This window comes from Alcanivorax sp. NBRC 102024 (genome assembly GCF_001602235.1).
In the GTDB taxonomy this organism is placed as follows: Bacteria; Pseudomonadota; Gammaproteobacteria; order Pseudomonadales; family Alcanivoracaceae; genus Alcanivorax.
In genome coordinates, this window is sequence record NZ_BDAS01000014.1 from 1 (window position 1) to 14,321 (window position 14,321).

Annotated in this window: 13 protein-coding genes; 8 read left to right on the top strand and 5 right to left on the bottom strand. The window is 55.9% G+C overall.

Going from position 1 to position 14,321, the window contains the following annotated elements; all coding sequences use genetic code 11:
* From A0251_RS15675 to A0251_RS15685, 3 genes are all read right to left on the bottom strand, one after another.
* Window positions 1-833: phosphotransferase family protein (locus tag A0251_RS15675; protein ID WP_062817783.1), on the bottom strand; the 833-nt coding region annotated here is incomplete at its 3' end.
* An 80-nt stretch (window positions 834-913) separates the two neighbouring features.
* A complete protein-coding gene (locus A0251_RS15680) occupies window positions 914-2,122 on the bottom strand; it encodes an acyl-CoA dehydrogenase family protein (protein WP_062817784.1) in 1,209 nt (402 codons plus the stop codon).
* Between the two features lie 57 nt (window positions 2,123-2,179).
* On the bottom strand, window positions 2,180-2,857 hold the full coding sequence (locus tag A0251_RS15685; RefSeq protein WP_062817785.1) for a histidine phosphatase family protein: 678 nt from the start codon (window positions 2,855-2,857) through the stop codon (window positions 2,180-2,182).
* A gap of 181 nt (window positions 2,858-3,038) precedes the next feature.
* Here A0251_RS15685 and A0251_RS15690 point away from each other — a divergent pair, with 181 nt between their 5' ends.
* Complete coding sequence (locus tag A0251_RS15690; RefSeq protein WP_062817786.1) at window positions 3,039-3,815, top strand: enoyl-CoA hydratase/isomerase family protein; 777 nt, start codon at window positions 3,039-3,041, stop codon at window positions 3,813-3,815.
* 154 nt (window positions 3,816-3,969) lie between these two features.
* Here the strand turns inward: A0251_RS15690 and A0251_RS15695 are convergent, their stop codons facing one another.
* The gene (locus A0251_RS15695; protein ID WP_062817787.1) at window positions 3,970-4,599 is read right to left on the bottom strand and encodes a TetR/AcrR family transcriptional regulator; all 630 of its coding nucleotides are present in this window, start codon (window positions 4,597-4,599) and stop codon (window positions 3,970-3,972) included.
* 213 nt (window positions 4,600-4,812) lie between these two features.
* Here A0251_RS15695 and A0251_RS15700 point away from each other — a divergent pair, with 213 nt between their 5' ends.
* The 6 genes from A0251_RS15700 to A0251_RS15725 all read left to right on the top strand — a co-directional run bounded on the left by A0251_RS15700 (window position 4,813) and on the right by A0251_RS15725 (window position 12,225).
* A complete protein-coding gene (locus A0251_RS15700; protein ID WP_062817788.1) occupies window positions 4,813-5,280 on the top strand; it encodes a MaoC family dehydratase in 468 nt (155 codons plus the stop codon).
* A 102-nt stretch (window positions 5,281-5,382) separates the two neighbouring features.
* A complete protein-coding gene (locus tag A0251_RS15705) occupies window positions 5,383-6,303 on the top strand; it encodes an SDR family oxidoreductase (RefSeq protein ID WP_062817789.1) in 921 nt (306 codons plus the stop codon).
* A gap of 165 nt (window positions 6,304-6,468) precedes the next feature.
* Complete coding sequence (locus A0251_RS15710; protein WP_062817790.1) at window positions 6,469-7,674, top strand: acetyl-CoA C-acyltransferase; 1,206 nt, start codon at window positions 6,469-6,471, stop codon at window positions 7,672-7,674.
* A 527-nt stretch (window positions 7,675-8,201) separates the two neighbouring features.
* Window positions 8,202-9,968, top strand: coding sequence for a DUF1302 domain-containing protein (locus tag A0251_RS15715; protein WP_062817791.1), 1,767 nt, complete (start codon window positions 8,202-8,204; stop codon window positions 9,966-9,968).
* A 62-nt stretch (window positions 9,969-10,030) separates the two neighbouring features.
* Window positions 10,031-10,651 (top strand): hypothetical protein, encoded by a 621-nt coding sequence (locus A0251_RS15720; protein WP_062817792.1) that lies wholly within the window; start codon window positions 10,031-10,033, stop codon window positions 10,649-10,651.
* A gap of 524 nt (window positions 10,652-11,175) precedes the next feature.
* The gene (locus A0251_RS15725) at window positions 11,176-12,225 is read left to right on the top strand and encodes a 3-deoxy-7-phosphoheptulonate synthase (protein WP_404840822.1); all 1,050 of its coding nucleotides are present in this window, start codon (window positions 11,176-11,178) and stop codon (window positions 12,223-12,225) included.
* Between the two features lie 392 nt (window positions 12,226-12,617).
* Here A0251_RS15725 and A0251_RS17455 read toward each other — a convergent pair whose 3' ends face one another.
* The gene (locus tag A0251_RS17455; protein ID WP_156478306.1) at window positions 12,618-13,307 is read right to left on the bottom strand and encodes a hypothetical protein; all 690 of its coding nucleotides are present in this window, start codon (window positions 13,305-13,307) and stop codon (window positions 12,618-12,620) included.
* 402 nt (window positions 13,308-13,709) lie between these two features.
* On the opposite strand from A0251_RS17455, the gene A0251_RS15730 reads away from it, so the two are divergent.
* Window positions 13,710-14,282: a hypothetical protein gene (locus A0251_RS15730; protein ID WP_062817794.1), complete on the top strand. Its 573-nt coding sequence runs from the start codon at window positions 13,710-13,712 to the stop codon at window positions 14,280-14,282.
* The last annotated feature ends 39 nt before the right edge of the window (window positions 14,283-14,321 follow it).

Below are 14,321 nucleotides of genomic sequence, written 5' to 3' on the forward strand. Positions count from 1 at the left end.
TACTCTTTTTCCGTGGGGATCCCCAGTGCCTTGCGATCCACACCCTGCAGGCCCGCCATCTTGGCGCCCCGCTGTGGCATGCGCATCCCCATGCACTGATAGGCCAGGTCCGCCAGCGGGTGCCCCAACGTGGACAGCTCCCAATCCAGTACTGCGATGACTTTCGGCTCACTGGGATGCCACATCATGTTGTCGAGACGATAGTCGCCGTGTACCAGTGAGACCTGACCATCGTCCTCCGGCTGATTGGCCTGGAGCCAGGCGATCAGTTCGTCCATGGCCGGGATGTCCTGCAACTTGGACGCTTCGTACTGTTGGGTCCAGCGCCCCAGTTGCCGCTCGAAGTAGTTGCCGGGCTTGCCGTAATCCGCCAGGCCGACCTCGTCCAGATCGACACTGTGCAGGGCCGCCAACACCCGGTTCATTTCCTGGTACATGGCCGCACGGGTAGCATTGCCCACTTCGCCCTCGCCGGCTTCCGGCAAGGACGCGCCCCACAGAATGCGTCCCTCACAGAATTCCATCACGTAGAACATGGAACCGATCACATCCCGGTCTTCGCACAGATGTAATACCTGCGGCACCGGGACGTCCGTGTCTTTCAGGGCCGCCATGACACGGAACTCGCGATCCACCGCATGGGCAGACTTGAGCAACTTGCCCGGCGGTTGCCGGCGCAACACATAGGCACCGGACGGCGTGGTGATCTTGAAGGTGGGGTTGGACTGGCCGCCGTCGAACTTGTCAGCCTCGATGGGCCCCTTGAAGCCATCAATATGCTGCTCGAGGTATGCGGCCAGTTTCTGTGTATCCAGCGTATCCACCTGGGACATGGAGCTCTCCTGTTTTTCTCTGTCTGCTGCGCAATAGGCAAAGCCCGGGGTGTCTTCACACCCCGGGCAAACACCGCTTCTCAGGCGAAATATTTGGCCAGATTACGGCCCAGTTGCATCATGTGCACCTGGTCCGGACCATCCGCCAGCCGTAGGGTACGGGCATAGCTGAAGAAGTTGACCAACGGTGTATCCTGGCTCAGCCCCACCGCACCGTGGACCTGAATCGCCCGATCAATCACATTTAACGCCATATTGGGCGCCACCACCTTGATCATAGCGATCAAATCCTTGGCGACTTTGTTACCTTCGCGATCCATGGTGTCCGCCGCCTTCAAGGTCATCAGCCGTGCCTGCTCGATTTCACACCAGGATTTGGCCAGGTCCTCACGCACGGAACCCTGCTTGCTCATGGGCTGACCGAACACCACGCGCTCGTTAACACGCTTGGCCATCAGTTCAAACGCTTCCTGCGCGGCACCGATCAGGCGCATGCAATGGTGAATGCGGCCCGGGCCCAGGCGGCCCTGGGCAATTTCGAAACCACGGCCTTCACCCAGAATCATGTTTTCCTTGGGCACCCGTACATTCTCAAACACCACTTCCGCATGCCCTTCCGGCGCATCGTCGTAGCCAAACACCTTCATGGGGCGCACGATGTTGACCCCGGGGGTGTTGGTGGGCACCAGAATCTGGGATTGCTGTTGATGGCGGTTCGGGTTATCCGGGTCGGTCTTGCCCATCACGATCATGATCTCGCAGGTCTTGCGCATGGCACCGCTGATATAAAACTTGCGGCCATTGATCACGTAATCATCGCCGTCCCGCTCGATGCGGGTTTCGATATTGGTAGCATCGGACGACGCCACTTCCGGCTCGGTCATGGCAAAGGCGCTGCGAATATGGCCTTCCAGGAGCGGTTGCAGCCAGTCTTTCTTCTGTTGCTCGTTACCGTACTTGGCCAGCACTTCCATGTTGCCGGTATCCGGCGCGGAACAGTTAAAGGCTTCCGAAGCGATACGGCTGCGGCCCATTTCCTCGGCCAGCGGTGCGTATTCCAGGTTACTCAAGCCGGCACTGTATTCCCCGTATTCCTTGGGCAGGAACAGGTTCCACAACCCTTTGGCGCGGGCTTTCTCTTTCAGCTCTTCCATCACCGGCGGCGTTTCCCACGGGCTTTTTTCCAGCTGTTCGTGGTACAGGCCTTCCACCGGACGGATCTCGGTATCGATGAAATGGCGAACCTGGTTGATCAGGTCCTGCACTTTTTCCGTGTATTGAAAATCCATGTCGCTCTCCCTTGTCGCGTGTTCGTTTACAGTCTTGGTGCTGCGTAAAAAACGGAATTAAAAATAGGTAATGGCCTCGAACCGATCCGGACGATCCAGATGCGGCACATTATTGAAACTGGCCATCCGCACTACCTTGTTATTGAAAAAACCGTGGCTGACGCTGCTGTTGCGAATCTGCAGGTTCAACTCCACTACGGTGTCATCGGCCGCATTCAGGGCATGCTTGAGAAACATGGCCATGGCACCGCCGGAACTGACGATGAGAATGCGTTCTTTGTCGCTGTACTGTTGCTGGATATGGTGACGCGCCGCCAGCACCCGGTCGGAAAAATGTTGCCAGCTTTCCGGCAAATCGCCGCTCAGCTCGTCCAGACGCCAATGCTTCATGGCCGTTTTCAGCGCCTTGTAGAACGCCGCCACCGGCGCGCCCTCCGCAGGGGCCTGTTCCGGGAACTGCGTCAGGTAGGCATCCACAATGGATTGAAAGTCGAATTCATTCAGCCCGGCATGAATATCTTCCGGCAGCGCCACGCCAAGGCCTTCGCAGATACCGGCACCGGTTTCCCGGTGGCGCACCAGATCGCCGGAAACCAGCGCATCGAAACCCATATCCCGTTCGGCAAAATACTCGCCAAGCCACCGGGCCTGCTGGTGGCCAAGCTCGGAGAGACGGTCATAGTTATCGGTGCCGAACGATGCCTGTCCGTGGCGGACAAGATAGAACTGGGCCATGTGGAATCCTTACAACGGGCAAGAGAGCAATTCGCAATGACCCCAGCCTAGTGCAGGCCCGCGAGTTAGTGAAATTGATATTTTGAATCTGGCAGAATGAATATGGTGCATGACGATTTGGCTATTATTCGAAATGCTGTTTCGATATCTTCGGTAGCTTCCCCACTTGCCGGAGACTTCCATGACCGATCTGACTCTCACCAGCGGCTGCGTCCAGGCCCGGGAACAGGGTGCCGTGCTGCATCTGGTTCTGGATCGGGCTGCCAAGCTCAACGCCATGACCGCCAGCATGTACCAGGACCTGACCCGAGGCGTTGAACATCTGGCCAAGCGGGACGATCTGCACGTGCTACTGCTCACCGGCAATGGTCGGGCCTGGTGTGCCGGCAACGATATCGGCGATTTTCTCAATGCGGACCCGGCCAGCCGGGATAGCGGCAAGCTCAGCCCCGCCATGGTGCTGGTTCACGCCCTGATGGTCCTGGACAAACCTGTGGTGATTGGCGTGCAGGGCAATGCCACCGGTATCGGCACCACCCTGTTGCTCCATGCGGACCTGGTGGTGGCCGCCGACGATGCCCGTTTCCAGACTGCCTTTATCAATCTGGGCCTGGTCCCGGAAGCCGGTTCCAGCCTGCTGCTTCCTGCCCTGATCGGTCGCCAGAATGCCAACCGCCTGCTGCTGGCCGGCGATACCCTGACAGCAGAGGAAGCGGAGCGCTGCGGCCTGGTCGCCTACCGGGTCACCCCTGACGAACTGGAGCCCACCGCCCAGGCTCTGGCCCAGCGACTGGCAGAGAAATCTCCACCAGCCATGGCCATGACCAAGCAACTACTGCGTCACAGCCATGAAGCCATCAAGACACAGATCGAAAAGGAAAGCGTGCTGTTTGCGGAGAGGATGTTCAGCGAGGATACGAGGGAGCGGTTTGCGAGATTCTTGGGAGGCGGGAAATAAGTGAACCGTTAACAGTGAATAGTTAACAGCGCCGCGATCCTTGTGTTGCTGCGATCAAACGCAAGAGGCCGCGCCCAAGGGATGGGCGCGGCCTCTTTGCGTTGAAACCATTACGCGCTGGTGCGCGTCGCTGTTAACTGTTAACTATTCACTGTTAACTGCCTTTCATCACTCCCCGCAGCGCCACCAGCACCACTTCATCCACCACATCCTGCCGTTGTTCCGGCGTTTCCGAATCGCGGGGCTGGTACCAGTTGATCACCGAGTTCATGGCACCAAAGACCGGCTTGATGGACATCCTCGGACGCGCGGCACGCATGGTGCCATTGGCAATGCCTTCTTCCAGGACGGTCAGAAACAGATCTTCGCAGCGCCGGCGGCGCTCCTGAAGACGTTCCAGCTGAACACGCTGGGCTTCCGTGGTGCTGCTGCGCAGCAACATCTGCACCGCTTCCGACACGGTACGCTGGTAGGGCTGGGTCCGGATCAGGGTGCGGACATAACAGCGGGCCATCTCGGTAAACCGTTCCGAAGCAGGCAAACCGGAACTCACCACCGGTTCCAGCTCTTCAAAAAGCGCGTCCATGGCACGATGGTGGATCTCGAAGAATAGCTGCGCCTTGGAATCAAAGTAGTGATAGACCATGCCCTTGGTGGCAGAAAGTCGCCGGGCAATGTCGTCAATACTGGTGGCATTGAAGCCCCGCTCCATAAAGCACAGGGCCGCCGCGTCAAGAATGGCATCGCGGGGGTCGGTCAGCAGGGCGTCGCTTTGTTCTGGCATGGTGCTCCTCAATCACGGTGCAGACCCGTTTAAGGGGAAAATAGTGACATAACCGACGCGCCCCACCATTGACCCTCCCGCACCCCAGTGACGGAATTCTCGCCCTTCATGCCGTTTTTCACCCTTTACGGCCAGTTACGCCACTCTCATACTCCCGATCTTAAAACAATATTCTGAAAAGATAGCGCAGCCGCGCCCTAACAGGGAGAGCCCATGAGCAGATCGCAGATCACTATTGAAGCCCTGCAAGCCAAGACCGGTGAAGTGCTGGGTGTGTCCCAGTGGCGAACCGTGGACCAGCCAAGAATCGACGGCTTTGCCGAGCTGACGGAAGATCCTCAATGGATTCACACGGATCCGGAGCGTGCCGCCAGGGAAAGCCCTTTCGGCACCACCATCGCCCACGGTTTTCTGTCCCTGTCACTGCTTTCCGCCATGGCCATGGATGTGCTGCCTGCCATCAAGGGCCAGGCCATGGGCATCAACTACGGTTTCGACAAGGTGCGTTTCATGAACCCGGTGCGCGAAGGCAGCAAGGTACGCGGCACCTTTACCCTGCTGGAAGTGAAGCAACGCTCACAGAGCGAATGGCAACTGCGCCATGGTGTGTCAGTGGAAATCGAAGGCCAGGACAAACCCGCCCTGATCGCCGAATGGCTGAGCCTGGCGATCGTCAAATAACAGTCGCGAGTGACGAGTAGCGAAAACCAAAGTCCGACTACGGTGTTCTTTTCGCTTCTCGTCACTCGGTACTCGCGACTCATCTTCAGGAGAACAACAGCAATGACAATCCGTTTTGATAACCAGGTAGCCATCGTCACCGGCGCCGGTAATGGCCTGGGCAAATGCCATGCGCTGGAGCTGGCGCGCCTGGGCGCCAAGGTCGTGGTCAATGACTTCGGCGGTGCCCGTGACGGCAGCGGCGGTTCCAGCGAAGCTGCCGAGCAGGTCGTCGCGGAAATCCAGGCCGCCGGCGGCGAGGCCATTGCCAACGGAGCCGATGTGTCCAGTCCGGAACAGGTCGACGCCATGGTGAAACAGGCCATGGATACCTGGGGGCGCATTGATGTGCTGATCAACAATGCCGGTATTTTGCGCGACAAGAGCTTTGTGAAAATGACCCAGGACGACTGGGACAAAGTCATCGCCGTGCATTTGACCGGCTCCGAAATCTGTACCCGCGCGGTCTGGCCGATCATGCGCGAACAGGGTTATGGCCGTATCGTCATGACCACCTCCACCTCTGGCCTGTACGGTAACTTCGGTCAGGCCAACTACGGCGCCGCCAAGATGGCGGTGGCCGGCTTGATGAATACGCTTTGTATCGAAGGGGAAAAGTACGACATAAAGGTCAACTGCATTGCGCCCACCGCCGCCACTCGTATGACCGAAGATCTGATGCCCCCGGAGGTCCTGGCCATGCTGGAGCCCAAGGAAATCACCCCAGCGGTCCTGTTCCTGTGCAGTAACAAAGCACCGACCCACCGCATCGTACTGGCAGGTGCCGGCTGCTACGCCATGGTTCGCCTGATGGAAAGCGAAGGTGTCTATCTGGATGAAGACGAGCGAAATGTGGATGGCGTCGCCGCCCATTTCGAGCAGATCGGCAATATGGACAACGCCCGGGAAATTCTCGCAGGCGGTGACCATGTGACCAAAATTCTTACCAAGGCCGCCCAGGCCAAGGGCATCAAGCTGGGTTAAAGGACAGTAGCGAGTCACGAGTACCGAGTTTCGAAAAGCAAAACCGGGTTGCTAACGTGTTCTGGTTTCGCCTTTCGAAACTCGCTACTCGTCACTCGCTTCTCACACACTTCAGGCTGCTGCACCCTCCCCCACAGCAGCCCTTATCTGGACCAGGAGAGAGCCATGAGCAGAGAAGCCGTAATCGTTTCCACCGCCCGTACCCCCATCGGCAAAGCCTACCGGGGCGCGTTCAACGACACCCAGGCCCAGGCCCTGGGTGGCCACGCCATCAAGCACGCTGTTGAGCGCGCCGGCATCGACCCGGAAACCATCCAGGATGTGATCATGGGCGCCGCCCTGCAGCAGGGCAGCACCAGTGGCAACGTGGCTCGCCAGTGCGCCCTGCGTGCCGGCCTGCCCACCAGCGTGTCTGGCATGTCCATGGACCGTCAGTGCGCGTCCGGCCTGATGGCTATTGCCACCGCCGCCAAGGAAATCATCGTCGACAACATGGATGTGGCTGTGGCCGGTGGCCTGGAATCCATTTCCCTGGTGCAGAACGACAAGATGAATACCTTCCGCGCCGCCGACCCCTGGCTGAAGCAAAATCGCCCGGACATCTATATGTCCATGCTGGAAACCGCCGAGATCGTGGCCGACCGCTACAACGTATCCCGCGATGCCCAGGACGAGTACGCCTTCCAGTCACAGATGCGTACCGCCGCCGCTCAGGAAGCGGGCAAATTCGATGACGAGATCGTCCCCATGACCACCGTCATGAAGGTGATGAACAAGGAAACCAAAGAGATTTCCGATCAGGAAGTCACCCTGGGCAAAGACGAAGGCAATCGCCCGCAAACCACGCTGGAAGGCCTGCAGTCCCTGCAGCCTGTCTTCAAGGGCGGCCAGCAGGTACAGGAAGGCGGCTTCATCACTGCCGGCAACGCTTCCCAGCTCTCAGATGGCGCCAGCGCCTGCGTGCTGATGGAAGCGAAGGAAGCCGAGCGCCTGGGCCTGCAACCACTGGGGGCCTACCGCGGTATGGCCGTAGCCGGCTGCGATCCTGACGAGATGGGTATTGGCCCGGTGTTTGCGGTACCCAAGCTGCTCAAACGCTTCGGGCTAACAGTGGATGACATCGGCATCTGGGAGCTTAACGAAGCCTTTGCCAGCCAGTGCCTGTACAGCCGCGACCGCCTGGGCATCGACCCGGAGAAATACAACGTGAATGGCGGCGCCATTTCCATCGGCCACCCCTACGGCATGTCCGGTGCCCGCATGACAGGCCACGCCCTGATCGAAGGCAAGCGCCGAGGCGTGAAGTATGTGGTGGTGACCATGTGCATTGGCGGCGGCATGGGTGCCGCTGGCTTGTTTGAAGTGTTCTGATTTCTGTCTCTGACTTCCCCTTCAGGGCGCCACATGGCGCCCTTTTTTGTCTTCATGATCAGGGTCCACTGCCGGGACAAACCTTACTGTGTTTTCTGCGATGGAATTCTTTAGCAAATGTGTCAACGCTCACAAATAACACTAAAATGAAATCTTCTTTTATTTGTTACCCTGGGTAACGAATCACCGAGAACGGTAAACATCCACTTTGATATCGTTTCTCTTTCCTGGTCTTGGATCACGAAAACCCCATAAGAACTAACGCCTTTATTCCAGAAACAGGCTCTTCGCTCCCTATTTCCCTTCAAGTTCGACGTTGGTCTGTCTTGACCACATACCCGTCGGTATGTATGAATTGAATCCGACGCATCGCTTTTTGAAATAATGGTTTAAAAAAATAAAAGGCGAGGGTCAGGATTTTAACGCCCGATGGGACCGGGCGTGAAAACAAGTGCGCTACAACAACGTTCACAACAACAAACGGAATTTCTACCCGGCTCATCACCGGGTAGTGGGAGAGCAAAATAATGCGAAGCAAAGCGATCGCTGTCGGCTGCAGCAGTGCCCTGGCTCTGGGCCTGCTGACAGCCGCAGCCCCGGCCATGGCTGGCGAAAAACAAATCAATGACGACATCAGTCTCAAATGGAACCTGAAAGCATCCGTGGGCGCGATTTCCCGTATGGAGTCTGCCCGCAAGGAAAACCTGTTTGCCGGTGATACGCCCGGCGGCACCTCCGGTTCCGCCGTCTCCGACGACGGCAACCTGAACTATGATGGTGGCGAAGTGGTATCTGCCGTCGCCAAGGCAGTGGGCGACGTCAACCTGCAGTACAGGAACTACGGCCTGTTTGTGCGTGCCAAGGGCTGGTACGACTATGTGCATAAAGAGAAGGATGTCCCCCACGGCAACTTCCCCAATGAATTTGTCGGTGGCGAGCCGCTCAGCGATGACGGCTTTGATCGCAACTCCAAATTCCAGGGAGCCACCTTCCAGGACGTTTTTGTCCACGGCACCTTTCAGGTCAATGAGCAGCCGCTGAAGTTGAAGGCGGGTCGCCAGACGCTACTGTGGGGGCGTAGCCTCTATTCCCGGGGCTCCCTCAGTGCGCTGAACGCCATCGACCTGGCAGCCCTGCATCGCCCCGGTGCCGAGTACACCGAGTTCCTCAAACCCGCTGGCATGGTGACCGCCGACTACCAGTTTACCGACCGGCTCTCCATGAAATCCTTCTACCAGTATGAGTGGCGGGCAGCGAACCTGGATGGCTGCGGCACCTTTTTCTCCACGCTCGACAACACCGCCGTCGGGTGTGATGCCACCTTCTCCAGCTCCGTCATCATTCCCAACAAAACCGCCTTTGAAAACGGTCTCTACATTCCACGTCGAGACGAAAAAGAGCCGGATGATGGCGGTCAGTACGGGCTGAAATTCGACTATGCCTTCCCGAAATCCAAGGCCAAGGTGGGCGCCTACTTCCTGAACTATCACATGCGTCTGCCGATCTATTCGGTGACCAAGGAAGACAGCCCGCTTGCGCAGGGGATTACCGCCGGCAACGACATCGCCTACTTCTATGAATACCCGGAAGACATTCAGGTGATTGGCCTCACCGCCGACAAGACCTTCGAAGGGATCGGCAACCTGGCCATGAACCTGAGCTACCTGCCGGATATGCCGGTCCAGATCAACACGCCGGATCTGACTACCTCGCGGGTGCTGGAAGCCAATGGCGTACCGGCAGCCGCCGCACAGGGGTTTGCCACCGTTCCCCAGGACACCATTGATTATGTCTATGACTCGGGCAACGAAGTGACCGGCTTCAAGGAGTTCGATATTCAGCGTGCCGAATTCACCTTTACCACGGTTATCCCCAAAGTACTGGGCGCCCAGAAAACCATCGTTTCTGCCCAGGTCGGCTCGGAATTCATTCAGGATTTGCCGGACCAGGAAGACATGCGTTTTCGCCGCCACACCAACTTCGGTGTCGGTGATCTGGGCGAGGACGGCTATGTGACTGACTTCAGCTGGGGCTACCAACTGACGCTGAAATCCACCTATGCCAATGCCATTGGCCCGGTGACACTGACTCCGTCACTGACCCTGCAGCACGGTGTAGAAGGCTACTCCAGTGATGACGCCCTTCAGGAAGACCAGCGCAGCCTGGGCCTGGGTATCGGCATGGGCTACAAGAAGCTCAGCGCGGACCTGTCCTACACCACCTATAACGATGCCAGCTATAGCGTAGTCAACGACCGGGATTACCTGTCCCTGAGCACCACGTACAGCTTCTGAGACGACAAAGGACACCGCAGGCTGCTCCCCAGTGGCCTGCCAACCAGAATGAGGATGGAACGATGAGAAAACTGCAATTCGCCATGGTAGCCCTGTTCGCTGTGCTGCTCATGGCCTGTGCCTCCGGCTACCACGATACCCGTGTGGTCAACACCCAGACCGGCGTAGAAAAAGACCCACAGGGTCCCTACCAGTCATTGGTGGTGGGGGTCCTCGTTGAGCACGAACTGCGTGGCCACCTGGAAAACGCCATCGTTGCCAGGTTTGCCGAGCAAGGCATCAAGGCCACCGCCGCACATACGGTCTTTGGTGACAAAGGCATCGAAGGCAAAAGCCGCGACTATCTGGCAGAACGCATGCAAGAAAACGGCTTCGACAGCGCCCTGGCGATCCACCTGGAAGAACAGCGCAGCGAAACCCTGGAAGTAAAGGGTGATCCCGGCGCCGCAGTACCTGTCGCCGGGACCATGACCATGCGTCCCCAGGTTTTCAGCGATGACTTTTTCGTCAATGAGGACATCTACGAGGTCCGGCTGGACCTGTGGGACGTGGACCAGCAAGCGATTATCTGGCAGGGCAACACCGTTAGCTTCAACACCGGCGGCTTCAAGGGCCTGGAAAAAGGGGCCGGCCACTTTGCCCAGGTCATCACCAACGCCATCGGCAAGGCCGATATCTTCTGATTCTGTTTTCTCCTTGATTGTCTCCACCTTCCTCGCCCACTTCGGTGGGCATTTTTTTGCCCTGTCACGCCCCTGTCATGCCGGCCCGGCATATTGACCTCCTATCACGGAGAGAGGTTCGCCCTCTTGCTTCTGGCAGGCGTCATCGCTAGGCTTGAAAGCTGAACTCAACGAGATTTCATCATGAACGCAGCCCGCCACAATCACAGCATGCCTGCAGACCGTAAAACGGTCGGCACCGTTGTGCCCGCTGCCTTCTATTACGGGTATTGGTTTAGCCGCTCGCGCGCCTGACTCATACCCAGGCGCGCCCGCCACGGGACGCCTGCCGAAACACGAAAACCCCGGTCGGTATCCCGCCCGGGGTTTTTTATTGCACAGACAACCGCACGACAGAGGACAAACAGCATGTATCGATATAGCCAGCACTTTAAAGCATCGCGATTTAGCCAGTGGCAGCGCCCGCTCCAGCGAACACTACGATCGAATCACGCGCGACGATAATGCGCACAGAACGTTAAGGAATGACCATGCAACAGACACAGAGCCACATCGCCAGCCCCGCCGACCCCCGTTCGCGCCGCAGCGTGCCACTGCCCTCCCCCAGCGCAATGCGCGAGCGCCTGCCGGTGGACGCCCAGCTGGCGGCACAAATCCAGGCCCATCGACAGACCGTACGCGATATTCTCAACGGCGAAGACGACCGCCTTTTAGTGATCACCGGTCCCTGCTCGCTCCATGACCCGAAATCCGCCCTGGAATACGGCCATCGCCTCAGCGAACTGTCCCGTCAGCTGGACGACAGGATATTCCTGGTAATGCGTGCCTACGTGGAGAAACCCCGCACCACGGTGGGCTGGAAAGGTCTGCTTTACGATCCGCACCTGGACGGTAGCAACGACATCGGCACCGGTCTGAACGTGTCTCGCCATCTGTTGCTGGACCTGGCACGGCAGGGTCTGCCCCTGGCCACGGAACTGTTGCATCCAATGGCCGCCGACTACCTGGGCGACCTGCTCAGCTGGGCGGCCATTGGCGCTCGGACCACCGAATCCCAGATCCACCGGGAGATGGTCAGCGGCCTGCCCATGCCCGTAGGTTTCAAGAACGGTACTGACGGCAGTATCGATGTGGCCAGTGACGCCATGGGCGCCGCCGAGCATCCCCACACGCACCTGGGCATCGACCACAACGGTCACAGTGCGTTGCTGCAAACCGCCGGCAACCTGGATACGCACCTGGTGCTTCGCGGTGGGCATCATGGCCCCAATTACGATGCAGAAAATATTCGCAGTGCCGTCAATGCCCTGCAGGCGAAAGGCCGTAACCCACGACTGATCATCGACTGCAGCCACGCCAACAGTGGCAAAGACCCGCTCAAACAGCCGGAAGTACTTCAGGATCTGCTTGCACAACGCCGCAACGGGCAAAAGCATATCGCCGGAATCATGCTGGAAAGTCACCTGCAGGATGGCAAACAACCGCCGAAAAAGCCCCTCCAGTACGGCCTGTCCATCACCGATGGTTGCCTGGGCTGGGACAGGACAGCGCAGTTACTCTGCGGCATTGAGTAGAGCGGTTCACAGGGAAGAACCCGGCAGGAAACATTGATCCAAATCACGACACCGGCACCTATTCAGTAAAGGCGCCGGTGTCGTGATATTGTCGAGATAACAGACTGGAGACCTGCCCCATGACACTGGAACAATTGATTACCGCTTTCGTACTGTTCCTCAGCAGCATTGCCCTTGTGGCGTTTATTGTTTACCTGAAAAATCAGTCCAATAAACGGTGACGAGAATGCTACTTAAGTGAGCTGCAAAGTAAGCACGCCAAGAGATGCCAAGCCGATAGAAAAGCGGGATGGGCTATTCGTGTCTACAATAAAGTCCGCCAAAGACTAACCTTTCTCCTGTCGTCATAGGTTATGTGCAATGTCTATATTAGGCAAACCCGGACGAGCATGTTATTTTTCATTTTCATTGTTATTAGCTAAAGATATAGACTCATCAATGAATGAGGTAACTTCAGCATGCAATGCATGCCAGTCACGAAATTCTGGAGGGCGATAGATAAAATAATACCCTATCTTATTTTTATTATCGTAACCTCTGAAAGAACAACTTCCTTTTGTTTTTTTTGAATCAGAACATCGCACAGCAAATTTCTCTCCTTTATCTACAATGTAAAAGTATTCGTTTCTTTTATCGTATTTATTTTTATATGAATACAACTCTATGCCGCTCTCTTTTCTTAACAGTTCTTTTGATCTTCCTATGCGAATATCACTTTTCAAACTAATATTATTAGCATCCAGAAATAACGTCATGTAAACCTTACTCATTTTCTCTTCATCCTGCTCACACGCCTCCCACCCAGGCATACATAAAATCAGATTAATTCCATCTTCCTTTCTATGGCCGTTAGTGAATGGATCAAACTTTGTTTCAGGATCACGACAATCTTCAGAGAAAGCCAGCACCTCTTCATATTGATCAACACCCTTTACATTAAATGGCACTCGCTTATCGACAAGAGTCTGGGTCACTAGCTTGCCACTCAAACAACCAAATTGATTCTGGCTGCCCTGCAAATCTGCCCCATCTTGAGTGCAACCGAGAACGACAAAAACAACCAAGAAAAAACAATACTTCACTTCATCACCTTATTTACCGAAAATTATTAGAATATTTTTTATCAACTTTCCATCTTAGCCATTACTAAATTTTCTATTTTTCGTTATTTCAAACTCATTCACAATGGATGACTAACCACTCTCCATCACTTACTGCTAACCTAGCGACAAACCCCACCCTGACAAATCAAGCAAATATCCTAATTCTCTGTAAGCATTATCTTACAAAAATGAAAAACTTCTTTTAAAGGATCAAAAACCTCTTCATTGGATGCTTTTATTTTAGCCATGCACATTGCTTTCAATAAAGAAAAACAATAGATTCCGAACCTTCACTATTTTTCATTTCGCAGAAAAGGATTACCGCTAAGCCTGCGACCGAATAGCATATCCAAATTCCGCCTTGAACAATGGAGATAATGAATGAGTAAGCTCCCCCTGTTGATCCCCCTTCTTCTTGGTTCTGTAATTTCAACTTCCCATGCCGGTCCTTATGACCACCTTCCTCCGGAAATGCGTGATGAAATTCTCAGCAATATGGCTGAGATGGAGGAGGACTTTCGAAGTGTTCAAGAGGACGGGGTTAACGTCTTAAACCGTGATAACAGTGAAGAGAATGCCTTAATTGCTGGCAGTTCTACGCTGCCGAAAAATATTGACTGGATTGTCAGGCCGCCTGAAGGGGCTGAGTTGGTGAGTTATATGCAAGCTGAGAATGACCAGCTAGCTGCCGGTGTTTTTGGCAGTGCCATGTCGTTGAGCCAACTGGATAATAGATATAGATCCATGTTGACGGTTGGCTGGACTCGCAACGCGGTCACTGATTCCGAGATCATTTATCTGCAAGGTCGATCAAAGCCGTTAACTGATCGTGACTTGGGTATGCTCATGGAGATTCTTGCCACCACCCCGCATGTAGTCATCTCTTCATTACCGGACGGTGCGTTGATGTTTGATGCGGAGCATGTAAGCTCTTTGCAGATTAGCGCTCAGTAGTTCACCAGGGTGGGATAACCCCCTTCAGTTTAATCCACC

Excerpts from the sequence above, each read along its gene's own strand:
- A0251_RS15730 (WP_062817794.1), top strand. The coding sequence starts at position 13,710 with ATGAGTAAGCTCCCCCTGTTGATCCCCCTTCTTCTTGGTTCTGTAATT.
- A0251_RS15695 (WP_062817787.1), bottom strand. The coding sequence starts at position 4,599 with ATGCCAGAACAAAGCGACGCCCTGCTGACCGACCCCCGCGATGCCATT.
- A0251_RS15715 (WP_062817791.1), top strand. The coding sequence starts at position 8,202 with ATGCGAAGCAAAGCGATCGCTGTCGGCTGCAGCAGTGCCCTGGCTCTG.
- A0251_RS15685 (WP_062817785.1), bottom strand. The coding sequence starts at position 2,857 with ATGGCCCAGTTCTATCTTGTCCGCCACGGACAGGCATCGTTCGGCACC.
- A0251_RS15700 (WP_062817788.1), top strand. The coding sequence starts at position 4,813 with ATGAGCAGATCGCAGATCACTATTGAAGCCCTGCAAGCCAAGACCGGT.
- A0251_RS15710 (WP_062817790.1), top strand. The coding sequence starts at position 6,469 with ATGAGCAGAGAAGCCGTAATCGTTTCCACCGCCCGTACCCCCATCGGC.
- A0251_RS15720 (WP_062817792.1), top strand. The coding sequence starts at position 10,031 with ATGAGAAAACTGCAATTCGCCATGGTAGCCCTGTTCGCTGTGCTGCTC.
- A0251_RS15725 (WP_404840822.1), top strand. The coding sequence starts at position 11,176 with ATGACCATGCAACAGACACAGAGCCACATCGCCAGCCCCGCCGACCCC.
- A0251_RS15680 (WP_062817784.1), bottom strand. The coding sequence starts at position 2,122 with ATGGATTTTCAATACACGGAAAAAGTGCAGGACCTGATCAACCAGGTT.
- A0251_RS15705 (WP_062817789.1), top strand. The coding sequence starts at position 5,383 with ATGACAATCCGTTTTGATAACCAGGTAGCCATCGTCACCGGCGCCGGT.
- A0251_RS15690 (WP_062817786.1), top strand. The coding sequence starts at position 3,039 with ATGACCGATCTGACTCTCACCAGCGGCTGCGTCCAGGCCCGGGAACAG.